We start from the raw sequence: 13,824 nt of genomic DNA on the forward strand, positions 1-13,824 counted from the left end.
GCTCACCCACCCTGAAGATCGACGCGGTGCCGGCCAGCCAGCCACTCACGCAATTGAGAAAAATGACTGATACAGGCCTGCGGACCGAACTCGGCAAGAGCCTGCAGTGACATCGCGCCATACCCTACCGCCACCGAATGCATCCCGGCATTGCTGGCCATCTGCAAGTCGAAGGCCGAGTCACCGACCATCAGCGCGCGTTCAGCCGGCACGGCGCAGTGCGCAAGGATCTCCTCCAGCATCAAGGGATGAGGCTTGCCGCGGGTTTCATCAGCCGCTCGAGTAATGTCGAAATAGTGCTCCCAGCCGTTGGCCTTGAGCACCCGATCCAGCCCCCGCCGCGCCTTGCCAGTGGCCACCGCCAGGCGATAGCCCTCGGCACGGAAAGCATCCAGCGACTCCACCACGCCCTCGAACAATGGCGAGGGCTGCTGGTCCAGAGCCACGTAGACGTCGGCATAATGCTGACGGAACTGCGCGATCTGCGGCTCATTCAAGTGCGGGTACAGCGTGGAAATAGCCTCATCCAGGGCCAGACCGATGATGCCCTTGACCGCCGCATCACTGCTGCGAGGCTCGCCTGCCCGGTCAGCCGCTTCAGCCATGGCCTGCACGATGCGGCCGATCGAATCGGCCAGCGTGCCGTCCCAGTCGAAGATCAACAGCTCGTAGTCACGGCGCACTGAGGCGTTCCACGGTCTGCGACCAGATCTCGTCAACCGGCGCTTCGAGCTTGAGCTCACCGCCATCAGGCAACGGCACGGTCAGCGCATAGGCGTGCAGGAACAGACGTTTGCCGCCCAGATCACGGATCTCGCGACTGAAGTCTTCGTCGCCATATTTGCTGTCGCCGGCGATCATGTGCCCGGCATGCAGGGTATGCACGCGAATCTGATGGGTGCGCCCAGTGATCGGTCGCGCCTCGATCAGGGTCGCGAACTCGCCGAAACGACGCAGCACGCGGAACATCGTCAGCGCATCCTTGCCTTCATCATTGACTTCGACCATGCGCTCACCCGAGCGCAGGTTGCTCTTGAGCAGCGGTGCATTGACCTGCTTCTTGGCCGTTGGCCAGTGCCCACGCACCAGCGCCATGTAACGTTTGTCGACACCATCACCGCGCAGCGCGGCGTGAAGGTGGCGCAGCATGCTGCGCTTCTTGGCGATCATCAGCAGGCCGGAGGTGTCGCGATCGAGGCGATGCACCAGCTCCAGCTCCTTGGCATCGGGGCGCAACTGGCGCAGCGCCTCGATCACCCCAAAGCTCAGGCCACTGCCACCATGCACCGCGATGCCGGCCGGCTTGTTCATGACGATCAGCGCCTTGTCTTCATGGACGATGGCGGCTTCCAGCCGCTGCAACAGCCCCTGGGCTACGGGCGCCGGGGCGTCGCGCTCGGGCAGCCGCACGGGCGGCACGCGCACGATGTCGCCTGCCTGGAGCTTGTACTCGGGCTTGATACGGCCTTTGTTCACGCGCACTTCACCCTTGCGCACGATGCGATAGACCAGGGTTTTGGGCACGCCTTTGAGGGCGGTGATCAGGAAATTGTCGATGCGCTGGCCGGCAAGCTCCGGCGGAACTTCGATCAGCTGGACGCCGGAAGTCGGGGGGGTATGGGTTGTCATGGACGGAATCATAGCAATTTTTGATGCAATTGAAGCACTTAATCATTGCTGCTATAGTCGCGAGCGTCGCCAAAAGCGACAGGTTGGTGGTGCACATGCGGTACATCGTTGTACGCCAGCCATCAACCTACGCAATTCTCTAGGACGCGAGGCCGTCCTACGGGGCTTTCGCCAGTTAAACGAACTGCCTGGAATCGCCACCAGCGCTGTGTAGAGAAGACCGAAAACAAACGACAAGTGCGGTGTAAAGCCTGCTTCCCGATTTTTTTCGCATCATTTCCCCTCTGCCCCCGCGACGTTTCCCTGCACCGTCCGGCGACTGCTTCGGAAATACCTGCCTTGGACATGAAATGGCGTCAGCTTCACAGCGAAGCTGGCGAAAAATGCAACCCGTTGCGGATTCAGCGCGCGGCAGCACCCGAATTTTCACGGGATACGTGCAGGGTGGAGATGCATAGCCACCGGACTGTGTAGCAGATGCCTCCTGGCGTCCACGGCCGGCGACTGATTCCTCCTCCTGACTGAGTGCACAGGGTTTGTTCGAGATGTCGCCCAGCGGCGATCAGACGAGGTGAGACAGGCAATGAACGCGGACCATGCCGGCGACAACGGGCATGCCGGGCCTGATTTCAATACAGCCTGACCGACACGCAAGCACTTATCGCCAATGCCCGGTCTGTAAGGTTGATCCGGATACCGCAGACCACGTGGCACCACAGCAATCAGGACGCGTCGTCGCGACCACGGCAGGCTGGGCAACCGGCTGGTGCCGAATGTCGCTGGACACGGGGGTAGCTCGCTACCCTTTGCGCACCCAGGCACCGACCATGGAAAGTCGTGTGTGCCGAACGCCGTTTCCGGCAGCCCGGAAACCGACGGTACAACATGAAAAGAATGCTGATCAACGCAACTCAACCCGAAGAGTTGCGTGTCGCTCTGGTCGATGGCCAGCGTCTCTACGACCTGGACATCGAGTCCGGCGCCCGCGAGCAGAAAAAAGCCAACATCTACAAAGGCCGCATCACTCGCATCGAGCCCAGCCTTGAAGCCGCCTTCGTCGATTTCGGCTCTGAGCGTCACGGCTTCCTGCCGCTGAAAGAAATCTCCCGCGAATACTTCAAGAAAACCCCCGAAGGCCGCGTCAACATCAAGGATGTCCTGACCGAAGGCCAGGAAGTCATCGTCCAGGTCGAGAAGGAAGAGCGCGGCAACAAAGGCGCCGCCCTCACCACCTTCATCAGCCTTGCCGGGCGCTACCTGGTGCTGATGCCCAACAACCCCCGCGCTGGCGGCATCTCGCGCCGCATCGAAGGCGAAGAGCGCAACGAACTGCGTGAAGCGCTCAACGGCCTGAACATCCCTGCCGACATGGGCCTGATCGTCCGCACTGCCGGCCTCGGCCGCAGCAGCGAAGAGATGCAGTGGGACCTCGACTACCTGCTGCAACTGTGGACCGCCATCAAGGAAGCCTCGCTCGATCGCAAGGCGCCGTTCCTGATCTACCAGGAAAGCAACGTCATCATCCGCGCGATCCGCGACTACCTGCGCCAGGACATCGGCGAAGTGCTGATCGACAGCATCGAGGCACAGGAAGAAGCCCTGACCTTCATCCGCCAGGTCATGCCGCAATACGCCAGCAAGGTGAAGCTGTACGAAGACAGCGTGCCGCTGTTCAACCGCTTCCAGATCGAAAGCCAGATCGAGACCGCTTTCCAGCGCGTGGTCGAACTGCCCTCGGGCGGCTCCATCGTCATCGACCCGACCGAAGCCCTGGTCTCCATCGACATCAACTCGGCGCGTGCCACCAAAGGCAGCGACATCGAGGAAACCGCGCTGCAGACCAACCTGGAAGCAGCCGAAGAAATCTCCCGTCAGCTGCGCCTGCGTGACATCGGCGGCCTGATCGTCATCGACTTCATCGACATGACCCCGGCCAAGAACCAGCGCGCCGTCGAAGAGCGTGTGCGTGAGTGCCTGGAAGCCGACCGTGCCCGCGTGCAGGTGGGCCGTATCTCGCGCTTCGGCCTGCTGGAAATGTCGCGTCAGCGCCTGCGCCCATCGCTGGGTGAAAGCAGCGGCATCGTTTGCCCACGCTGCTCGGGTACCGGCATCATCCGCGACGTCGAATCGCTGTCACTGGCCATCCTGCGCCTGATCGAAGAAGAAGCCCTGAAAGACCGGACTGCCGAAGTCCGCGCCCAGGTGCCGATCCCGGTGGCCGCGTTCCTGCTCAACGAGAAGCGCAATTCGATCACCAAGATCGAGCTGCGCACCCGTGCACGGATCATGATCCTGCCCAATGATCATCTGGAAACCCCGCACTTCGAAGTCCAGCGCCTGCGCGACGACAACCCGGAAGTGCTGAACAACCTGTCCAGCTACGAAATCGCCACCACCGAAACCGAGGAAGCCCAGCCACAGGCGGCCACGCGTACCCTGGTGCGTCAGGAAGCAGCCGTGAAGACTGCTCCGCCACGCACCAGCGCGCCGGTGCCAAGCACCCCGGAAGAGCAGCCGACGGCTGCGCCGGTCGCCGCCGCGGCACCTGCGCCGAGTGTCCCGGAGCCAAGCCTGTTCAAAGGCCTGGTGAAATCGCTGGTCAGCTTGTTCGCTGGCAAGGAAGAACCCGCCCCTGCCCCGGTCGCAACGCAAGAGAAGCCTGCCACCGAGCGCACCCCGCGCAACGAAGAACGCCGTAACGGTCGCCAGCAGAGCCGTAACCGTGGTGGTCGTCGCGACGAAGAGCGCAAACCGCGTGAAGAGCGCAGCGAGCGCCCGGCCCGTGAAGAGCGTCAGCCCCGTGAGGAACGTGCCCCGCGCGAAGAGCGTGCGCCTCGTGAAGAACGCGCCGCCCGTCAGCCTCGTGAAGACCGCCGCGGCAACCGCGAAGACCGTCCGACCCGCGAGCGCGAGCTGCGTGAGCCACTGGACGCAGCACCTGCCGCTCGTGAAGAGCGCGCACCTCGCGAAGAACGCGCTCCACGTGAAGAACGCGCTCCACGTGAAGAACGCGCGCCTCGTGAAGAACGCGCTCCGCGTGAAGAGCGCGCACCTCGTGAAGAACGTGCACCTCGCGAAGAGCGTGCTCCGCGTGAAGAGCGTGCTCCGCGTGAAGAGCGTGCTCCGCGTGAAGAGCGTGCTCCGCGTGAAGAACGTGCTCCGCGTGAAGAACGTGCTCCGCGTGAAGAACGTGCGCCTCGCGAAGAACGCGCTCCACGTGACGAACGTGCACCTCGTGAAGAACGTGCACCTCGTGAAGAACGTGCCCCACGTGAGGAACGTGCTCCACGTGAAGAGCGCGCGCCGCTGGAAGAAGCCATCGCACTGGCTGCCGATGCGGCCCTGGAGCAGAGCACTGACGAGCAGCAGGCACCTGTTGCCCGCGAAGATCGCCAGCCACGTGCCCTGCGTGAAGAGCGTCAGCCGGCCACTGCCGAGTCGACTGAGGAAGCCACCGACGAGCAACTGGCTGCAGACGATGCCCAGGGCGAGCAGGAAGGCAGCGATGACGAACGTCCTCGCCGTCGCTCCCGCGGTCAGCGTCGCCGCAGCAACCGCCGCGAGCGTCAGCGCAATGCCAATGGCGAGCTGATCGAAGGCGAAGAGGAAGGCAACGACGAGCAATCGTCCGAGCAAGCCAACACCGTTGTCCCGGGTGCCGAACTGGCTGCCGGTCTGGCCGTCACCGCCGCAGTTGCCAGCAGCCACATCAGCGCTGTTGCTGAAGCTCAGGCACAACAGCAGGCCGAACGCGCCACCGACGCCGTCGCTGACGTCGACGTGCAAGTGCCTGACGACAACCTGCAAGCGCCGGTCGACACCGTAGCCGCCGAAACTGCCGCCATCGCCCCTGCCGTCGAGCAACCGCTGACTGCATCGGTCGCCAACACGGACGCCGGTATCGCGCCTGTCGTCGAGGCTGCACCACAGCCTGAAGAGGCAGCGCCTGTCGAAGGCGGCGAAGCGCAGCACCCTGTGCAGCCCGAGCGCGGCATCGAGTCTGCCGAACGCCTGAGCCCCGCGCAGGATCGCTCGGCGCAAGCCAGCGAGACCGCTGAACCTGCAGGCAACTCGGTTGAAGTGAATGAAACCGCAAAACCTGCGCAAACGTCGGTAGCGCGCGGCGAAACCACCCAGCCTGTGGAAACCCCGGTTGAGGCACCAGAAGTCGCCAAGCCCGCAGTAACACCGGTTGAAGCACTTGAAGTGGCCAAGCCCGCAGAAGCGCCGGTTGAAGCCCACGAAGTCGCCGCGCCTGCGCAAGCGCCGGTTGACGCGCAACTGCCGCTGGCCGTCGAAGCTGAGCCGTCTGCTGTCACCCGTGATGCCACGCCTGAAACCGTGGACGCTGCCCCGGCAGTGACTGACGTGGTCCAGGAGCAGGCTCCGGTGGTCGCAGAACCTGCCCCGGTCACGCTGTCGAACGGTCGCGCACCGAACGATCCGCGTGAGGTGCGTCGTCGCAAACGTGAGGCGGAAGCCGCAGCCGCAGCGGCCCAGATCGCCGCTGATGCAGCGGTCAGCCACACCACCCCGGCTGGCGACTCGGGCGAGGTGCACACACCGCACCAAGGCTGATTCTTCGGCTGACTAAAAAGCCCCGCCAGTGCGAACTGAGCGGGGCTTTTTAATGTGACTGGATCGAAGGAGCGTCTGGGCTGCAAGCGCAAGGCTGAAGGCATGGGACCCTCAACGCCTAGCCTGCCATTGCCCAGTCAATACACATTCGGCTCCATCTCCAGCTCGACGCCGAAGCGTGCCCGGATGTCGTTTTGGATCTTCCCTGCCAGTGCATACAGCTGCGCGCCGGTGGCCTGGCCATGATTGACCAGCACCAACGACTGCAGGCAGTGCACGCCCGCATCACCCTCGCGATACCCTTTCCACCCCGCCTGCTCGATCAACCAGCCTGCGGCGAGCTTTACGCCGTCCTCACCTTGGGGATAAGCGACAAGGCCAGGATGTGCAGCACGAATGCGCTCGGCACAGGCCGCAGACACCACCGGATTCTTGAAAAAGCTCCCCGCATTACCCAGCACGGCCGGATCAGGCAGCTTTTCCCGACGGATGCTGCAGATCGCGGCGCTGATGGCCTGGGCATCAGGCTGCTCGACGCCTTGCTCCTGCAAGCGCTGGCGGACGGGCCCATAGGCCAACTGTGGATCCAGTGTGCGGCGTAGTGCAAAGCGTACGCGCAAGATCAACCAGCGACCCGGGTTGGCCTTGAACACGCTGGCGCGGTAGGCGAACGCGCAGTCTTGCAAGCTGAATGCCTGCAGCTCGCCTGTCTGTCGGTCCAGCGCGGTCAAGCCGGCGAACACGTCCTTGATCTCGATGCCGTAGGCACCGATGTTCTGCATCGGTGCCGCGCCGACGGTGCCAGGAATCAGGCTCAGGTTTTCCAGCCCGCACAGGCCTTGCGCAAGGCTCCACTGCACCAGTGAATCCCAGGCTTCGCCCGCCTCGGCTTCGACCACCACCTGCTCGCCGTCGTCGCTCACGATGCGCCGACCGCGACTGGCCATGTGCAGCACCAGCGCGTCGACATCACGGGTCAGCAACAGGTTGCTGCCACCACCAAGCACCAGCACCGGCAACTGGCGCTCGGCGGCGCCAGCCAGGGCCTGGCGCACCGCATCGTCACTGTCGGCGTGCACCAGGTAACGCGCCTTGACATCGATACCGAAGGTGTTGAATGGCTTCAGCGAGACCTGCGTCTGCCAAGGCGCCGTCATACACGCCCCTTGATTTCGACAAGCAGCGACTGGCATGCCCCTTCGATCAGGTCCAGGACCTGCTCGAAGCCATCGGCGCCGCCGTAGTACGGATCGGGCACCTCGTCCAGCGGCGCGTCGTAACGGCGCAGGAACAGGTCCAGCTCTGCGCCGGCATTGCCCGGACGCAGGGCCTTGAGGTCGCGCAGGTTGCTCGAATCCATGGCCAGGATCAGGTCGTAACGGGTGAAATGCTCAGGCTTGACCTGCTGCGCGCGCTGCTTCGACAGATCGTAACCGCGCGCCAGGGCGGCTTGGCAGGTGCGCCTGTCGGGGCCTTCGCCCACGTGCCAGTCACCGGTACCCGCCGAGGCGACCTCGACCCGGTCGGCCAGCCCTGCCCGCTCCAGTTGCTGACGCAGGACGCCCTCTGCGGTGGGCGACCGGCAGATGTTGCCCAGACACACAAACAGAATGCGCATCAGTGCTCCAGCAAGCGCCGAACGCGCTCCAGGTCTTCGAGGGTATCGACGCCTACCGCCGGGGCCTCGATTGCATCAGCCACATGGATGCGCACGCCATGCCACAGGGCGCGCAGCTGCTCCAGTGCTTCGGTCTGCTCGAGCCAGCATGGGCCCCAGCTGACGAAGTCTTGCAGGAATCCGACCCGGTAGGCGTACATGCCGATGTGCCGGCGGTACGGCACGCCTTCCGGCAATTGGTCACGTTGCTGGGCGAACAGGTCGCGTGCCCAAGGCAGCGGCGCGCGGCTGAAGCTCAGCGCCAGCCCGTTCTTGTCGCTCACCACTTTCACGGCATTGGCATTGAACACGGTTTCGGGCTCGTGAATCGCTTCGGCCAGCGTGGCGATGCCTGCCTCGGGGTGCGCGGCCAGGTTGGTCGCGACCTGGTCGATGATCACCGGCGGGATCAAGGGTTCGTCGCCCTGCACGTTGACCACGATGGCATCTGTCGCCAGACCCAGAGCGGCGGCCACTTCGGCCAGCCGGTCGGTGCCGGATTCGTGCTCCGCGCGGGTCATCACCACGTCGGCGCCAAAGGCCTGGCAAGCGGCAAAAATGCTCATGTCATCCGTGGCGATGACCACCCGTGCCGCGCCGCTTTTGCGCGCCTGTTCCCAGACGTGCTGCACCATCGGCTTGCCAGCGATGGGCAGCAGAGGCTTGCCCGGCAGGCGCGTGGAGCGCAGGCGCGCAGGGATGACTACGGTGAAGTCGAGGCTCATTTGTCCAACCGCTCCTCATCGGTGAGGGTGCGCGCTTCGGTTTCCAGCATCACCGGAATACCGTCACGGATCGGATAGGCCAGGCCGGCGCTCTTGCTGATCAGCTCCGTCTTGTCGGCGCTGAGCTTGAGCGGGCTCTTGGTGATCGGGCAAGCCAGGATATCGAGCAGTTTGGTGTCCATGAGTGCGTCCTAAAGGCCTTGGGCCAGATGTGACAGAATTCAGAGCAAACGTTGCAATTGCCCGTCGAGCCAGTCGCCGAAGGCGGCGCTGGGCTGGGCCTCGACGGCCAGGTAATACCAGTCGGCCTTGGCAAAGGCTCGGCATTTCACCGCATCCTTTTCAGTCATTACCACCGGCAGGCTGGGGCTGAAACTCAACGCCTGGGGCGTGAACGCAGCATGGTCAGCGAAAGCATGGACCAGCGGTTGCCAGCCGAGTGCCTGCAGGGTGTTGAAAAAACGCTGGGGGTTGCCGATACCGGCCACGGCGTGCATGGCCTGCCCTGCAGGAAAGTGGTCGAGGGGCTGCCGCTCGCCGGTCAGCAGGTTGACCAGCACACTGGGGCGCAACTGGAACGCGAAACCTTGCTCGGTATCGGCCGCTGCGCCGTTGTACAGCACGGCATCGACCGCCTGCAGACGCTCGACCGGCTCACGCAAGGGGCCGGCTGGCAGGCAGCGGCGATTGCCCAGGCCGCGAGCAGCATCGATCAGCACCAGCTCGAGATCACGGGCGAGGCGGTAGTGCTGCAGGCCGTCGTCGGACAGGATCAGATCCAGCGGCTCGGCTGCCAGCAAGGCCTGCACCGCGCGACTGCGATCAGGGTCGATCATCAGTGGGACACCTGTACGCTGCACGATCAGCAACGGTTCGTCGCCAGCCAGCTCGGCTGGCTGCTGCGCCTCGACCCGCCACGGCAGCTCGGGCGGCTTGGCGCCATAGCCGCGGCTGACGACACCCGCACGCAAACCGCGCTGGCGGCAATGCTCGATCAACCAGAGGATCATGGGCGTCTTGCCCGTACCGCCCACCGTGAGGTTACCCACCACGATGACCGGTACCGGAGCGCGATACGCGGGGCGCTGACCAGACAGGAACTGCGCACGCTTGCGCCGTACCACCCAGCGATACAGCGCCTCCAGCGGGCGCAGCAACGCCAGCGCTGGATGCCCCGCATACCAGGCCTGCGATACCCGCTCGCCCAGGCCCATCAAGGCGTACCCTGCACGGCCTCGACGGTGGTCATGCGCAGTTGGCTGAAGCCGAGCTTGCCGGCGGCATCCATGGCGGTGACTACGGCCTGGTGAGGTGTCTTGCCGTCGGCGCTGATCAGCAGGGGCAAACTGTTGTCCCCTGCGGATGCGCGCTGCACGGCGTCGATCAAGGTATCGAGATCGCTCTTGGGCAGCAGACTGTTGTTGACCGAATAGACGCCCTCGGCACTGATGGTGATTTCTACCTGGCGCCCTGCCTCTGCCGCCGCCGGCGTAGCACTGACGGACTCAGGCAGCTCGACCCGCAGCTGGTGCTCGCGGGTGAAGGTGGTGGTGACCACGAAGAACAGCAGCAGCACGAACACCACATCGATCAATGACGCCAGGTTGATGTCGACGTTTTCCCGCTGGCGGTTGCGCCGAAACTTCACGCCTTGGCTCCTGCGACTTCGACCTCACGATCCCCCTGCAGCACTTCGACCAGCTTGATCGCCTCCTGCTCCATGCCGACCACCAGCTCATCGATACGGCGTAACAGGAAACGGTGGAAGAAGACCGCGGGGATGCCGACCATCAGGCCTGCCGCCGTAGTCACCAGGGCTTTGGAAATACCCCCGGCGAGCACCGACGCGTTGGCGCTCATCTGCGAACCCATGAAGGCGCTGAAGATGTCGATCATGCCCAGCACCGTACCGAGCAACCCCAGGAGCGGGGCCATGGCAGCGATGGTGCCGAGGGTGCTGGTGTAGCGCTCGAGCTCGTGAATGACCCGGGAGGCGGCCTCCTCGATGCACTCCTTCATGATCTCGCGACCGTGGCGGGAGTTGGCCAGACCCGCCGCGAGAATTTCACCCAGCGGCGAGTCTGCGCGCAGCGCCTTGAGCTTGTCGCTGGTCAGTTGCTTGTCCTTGATCCACAACCACACCTGGCCAAGCAGGTGCGGTGGCGTGACGCGACTGGCGCGCAATGTCCACAGACGCTCGACGACGATTGCCATGGCGGCGATGGAGCTCAGGATGATTGGCAGCATCATCCAACCGCCCGACTTGACCAGTTCCCACACGTTAGGCATCCCCCTGAAAAAAGGTCGACACTTTACCATAGGAAGCCTGGCCGCTGACCGCTCGGCATGCGTCCATTCGGCAGTCTAGGGCGGCGCCTCATCGGCTGCTGGGCGATCTCGCCAGAAACGCGGTTCGCTGCGCAGGCGGTGCACAGTGCCGTGGGCGCCAAGTTGCAGGCGCAGCGCTCCGTGCAGGGCCGTGTCATGCACTTCCAGGCCATGGCGCCGATAACGCGTCAGTACCTGTGGATGCGGATGCCCGAAGCTGTTGCTGCGCCCTCGTGAGATCAGCGCACCCCGCGGCTTCAGGCTGCGCAGGAAGGGTTCGCTGGACGAGCTGCGGCTACCGTGATGGGGTGCCTGCAGCCAGTCGACGGCGGCCCGCCCAGGCCAGGCCAGCCAGGCCTGCTCGGCGCCCCGTTCGATATCGCCCGCCAACAGCAGGCGTTCGCCCTGCGCCTCGACCAGCAACACGCATGAACGCTCGTTGCTGCTGTTGGCGGCTGGCCAGTGCCAGAGTGAAAAGTGCACGTCATCCCAGGTCCAGCGCGCCTCGCCATGGCAGGGCTCTGCGGTGATCCCGTCCGGCAGTTCACCCGGCTCGCCGCTGATGATTCGCCTGACCGGCAGACCTCGCTGCAGGGCTCGCGCGCCCCCTGCATGGTCGGCATGGGCGTGGCTGATCAACATGAGATCAAGGTGCCTGACGCCCAGTTTGCGCAGGGTCGGCAGGACCACCTGTTCACCCAGGTCCACATTGCCGAACGCCGGTCCGGCGTCGTACAGCAGCGTGTGATTGCGCGTGCGCACCAGCACGGCCAGGCCTTGCCCCACATCCAGTTGCAGGACCTCGGCCTGCCCCACCGGCACCTGCGCACGAGGCACCCACAGCGCCAGCAGCATGACCCAGCCCAGCCCGCGCAATGGCACACCGCGTGGCAACAGCACGACCAGTGCCCCGGCCACCACCAGCAGCCAGGCCCAGGCTGGCAACGCCGGCGGCTGCCACTGCGCCACCCTGCCCAGCACGTCGAACAGCCAGGCCAACGCACCACCGGCCAACCATAGCAGCCACTGGCCCAGCGCCCCGCACCACAACAGGCCCGCACCCAGCAGCGCCAGGGGCAACACCACCAGGCTGACCCAAGGCACTGACAGCAGGTTGGCAACCGGCGCACTCAGGCTCACCGGCAGGCCCAGGGCTAGCAGCGCTGGCAGCAGGCCGATGGCGATCACCCACTGCGCGCGGCTCCAGGCCTGCCACGGGCGCCAGCCACCCAGCCGCGCGGAAAAACAGTAGACCAGGATCGCGACCGCAGCGAACGAGAGCCAGAACCCCGGCAGCAGGCTGGCCAGCGGTTCGATCAGCAGTACCCCATTGAGCGCCAGCAACCAGGGAACCGTGGCGCCCAGCTGGCGAAAGCGCAACCGCCAGAGCAGCACCACCGCGAGCATCAGGCAAGCGCGCTGCACGGGCACCTGAAACCCTGCAAGCCAGCCGTAGCCAAGCGCAGCGAGCAGCGACAGGGCGCATGCACAGGGCAGCCACGGCAACCGCTGGGGCCACCAGCCCAGGCGCGCCAGGCCTGCGACCAGTGCGTAGACCAGCCCGGCCAGCAACCCGATGTGCTGCCCGGAAATCACCAGCAGGTGCACCGCCCCGGTGGCCCGCAGCACCTGCCACTGGTCCTCGCTGATGCCGCTCCCGTCACCCAGGATCAACGCAACGAGGGTGGCTTGCTGCGCCTGCGCATCCACCGCAAGCAGGCGCTGGCGCAGTGCCTCGCGCCAACCTGGAGGCAGCGCCTGCAATCGCTCGCCGGCCTTGACCGTTGCGGTCGCACCGATCCGCCGTGCCAGCAAGCTGGCTTCGCGATCAGGACCGTGCGGATTGAGCAGACCATGAGGTCGTCTGAGGGTCACTGCCAGACGCCAGCGTTCACCCGACGCAAGCCCAGGCCCGTCGAACCAGTTCAGCTGCAACCGCGCCGGCAATTCGCCGCGCCGTGAGGTGGCCTGCTCCAGCTCGAAGCGCAGGCCGCTGCTGGTCTGCACGGGCAGGCCCGCCACCCGCCCCTCCAACCATAGCGTGCGCCCGTCCAGCTCGGCAGGCAGACGGTCGGCCAGCGCCAGGTGTGCCGAGGCGCTGGCCCAACACACCCCGAGCAGCAGCAATCCGGCAAACCAGCGGTGTGCGCACAGGCAACACCCGGCCAGAACGCCTCCGGCCGCCAACCAGCCGACCGACGGCAGTGCCGGCAGAAAACGCAGGCTCAACAGGCCAAGGGCCAGCGCAATCATCCCTGTGCGCATGGGTTGAGGCTCCCGAAGTGGAAAAGGCCTCTAGCAATAGCGCATGGGGAAGCAGCGCTCGCTTAACAATTGTCACAAACTCTGAGCGAGGCTGTACGACGATGCGGGCATACTGGTTCGCCTACACCCCGGGGGCTCCCATGCCGCGTCGTCTGTTCAAACGCTTCCTGCCGGATCCGGCCAGCATCCGCGAACACAAGCACTTACGGTTTTTCGGCCGGCTGCTGCACGAGCCCAACCTCTGGCACCTGAATCGACACTCCGTGTCACGGGCCATGGGCATTGGATTGTTCGCGGCATTGATCCCCGTGCCCCTGCAGATGCTCCTGGCCGCTTCACTGGCCATTCCCCTGCGCGGCAATCTGCCCATTGCCGTGAGCCTGGTCTGGCTGACCAACCCGCTGACCATGCCACCGGTGTTCTTTGTCACCTACCTGACCGGTGCCTGGTTGCTGCAGGTGCCACCGCGCACGCTGCCCGACAGCATCACCATGGAGTGGATAACCGGGCAGTTGGCCACTCTCTGGCAGCCTTTCCTGCTGGGATCGCTGGTGTGCGGGGTGGCACTCGGCCTGTTCGGCTACGGTGCCACCCTGCTCTACTGGCGCTGGTGGGTAGGCCGGCAGTGGCGCCGGCGCAAGC

At 64.9% G+C, this 13,824-nt stretch carries 10 protein-coding genes and 2 pseudogenes; 2 read left to right on the forward strand and 10 right to left on the reverse strand.

Annotated elements, in window-relative coordinates:
* Window positions 1-2: 2 nt before the first annotated feature.
* Window positions 3-683, reverse strand: coding sequence for an HAD family hydrolase (locus RT028_RS07325; protein WP_312934026.1), 681 nt, complete (start codon window positions 681-683; stop codon window positions 3-5).
* On the reverse strand, window positions 673-1,629 hold the full coding sequence (gene rluC, locus RT028_RS07330; RefSeq protein WP_312934028.1) for a 23S rRNA pseudouridine(955/2504/2580) synthase RluC: 957 nt from the start codon (window positions 1,627-1,629) through the stop codon (window positions 673-675). Before rluC ends, RT028_RS07325 begins: the two co-directional genes overlap by 11 nt.
* A gap of 885 nt (window positions 1,630-2,514) precedes the next feature.
* Here rluC and rne point away from each other — a divergent pair.
* A pseudogene (gene rne / locus RT028_RS07335) lies at window positions 2,515-5,142 on the forward strand (ribonuclease E); the annotation flags it as partial.
* Between the two features lie 1,202 nt (window positions 5,143-6,344).
* Here rne and murB read toward each other — a convergent pair.
* The 8 genes from murB to RT028_RS07375 all read right to left on the reverse strand — a co-directional run bounded on the left by murB (window position 6,345) and on the right by RT028_RS07375 (window position 13,182).
* Window positions 6,345-7,364, reverse strand: a complete 1,020-nt coding sequence (gene murB, locus RT028_RS07340) for a UDP-N-acetylmuramate dehydrogenase (protein WP_312934031.1) — start codon at window positions 7,362-7,364, stop codon at window positions 6,345-6,347.
* Window positions 7,361-7,825, reverse strand: coding sequence for a low molecular weight protein-tyrosine-phosphatase (locus RT028_RS07345; protein WP_312934033.1), 465 nt, complete (start codon window positions 7,823-7,825; stop codon window positions 7,361-7,363). Before RT028_RS07345 ends, murB begins: the two co-directional genes overlap by 4 nt.
* Window positions 7,825-8,589 carry a 3-deoxy-manno-octulosonate cytidylyltransferase gene (gene kdsB / locus RT028_RS07350; RefSeq protein WP_312934035.1) on the reverse strand — a complete coding sequence of 255 codons (765 nt, stop codon included), beginning with the start codon at window positions 8,587-8,589 and terminating at the stop codon, window positions 7,825-7,827. Before kdsB ends, RT028_RS07345 begins: the two co-directional genes overlap by 1 nt.
* The gene (locus RT028_RS07355) at window positions 8,586-8,771 is read right to left on the reverse strand and encodes a Trm112 family protein (RefSeq protein ID WP_312934037.1); all 186 of its coding nucleotides are present in this window, start codon (window positions 8,769-8,771) and stop codon (window positions 8,586-8,588) included. Before RT028_RS07355 ends, kdsB begins: the two co-directional genes overlap by 4 nt.
* Before the next feature lie 39 nt (window positions 8,772-8,810).
* Window positions 8,811-9,803: a tetraacyldisaccharide 4'-kinase gene (gene lpxK / locus RT028_RS07360; RefSeq protein WP_312934039.1), complete on the reverse strand. Its 993-nt coding sequence runs from the start codon at window positions 9,801-9,803 to the stop codon at window positions 8,811-8,813.
* Entirely contained in the window at window positions 9,803-10,237 is a 435-nt protein-coding gene (locus tag RT028_RS07365) for an ExbD/TolR family protein (RefSeq protein ID WP_312934040.1), read from the reverse strand. The genes lpxK and RT028_RS07365 overlap by 1 nt, the downstream gene beginning before the upstream one ends.
* Window positions 10,234-10,869, reverse strand: a complete 636-nt coding sequence (locus RT028_RS07370) for a MotA/TolQ/ExbB proton channel family protein (RefSeq protein WP_312934042.1) — start codon at window positions 10,867-10,869, stop codon at window positions 10,234-10,236. Before RT028_RS07370 ends, RT028_RS07365 begins: the two co-directional genes overlap by 4 nt.
* A gap of 84 nt (window positions 10,870-10,953) precedes the next feature.
* Window positions 10,954-13,182 (reverse strand): DNA internalization-related competence protein ComEC/Rec2, encoded by a 2,229-nt coding sequence (locus tag RT028_RS07375; protein ID WP_312934044.1) that lies wholly within the window; start codon window positions 13,180-13,182, stop codon window positions 10,954-10,956.
* Window positions 13,183-13,322: 140 nt separating this feature from the next.
* Here RT028_RS07375 and RT028_RS07380 point away from each other — a divergent pair.
* Window positions 13,323-13,823, forward strand: a pseudogene (locus RT028_RS07380) (DUF2062 domain-containing protein); the annotation flags it as partial.
* Window position 13,824: the final 1 nt, after the last annotated feature.

The sequence above is a fragment of the Pseudomonas sp. genome (assembly GCF_032058845.1).
Lineage (GTDB): Bacteria > Pseudomonadota > Gammaproteobacteria > Pseudomonadales > Pseudomonadaceae > Aquipseudomonas.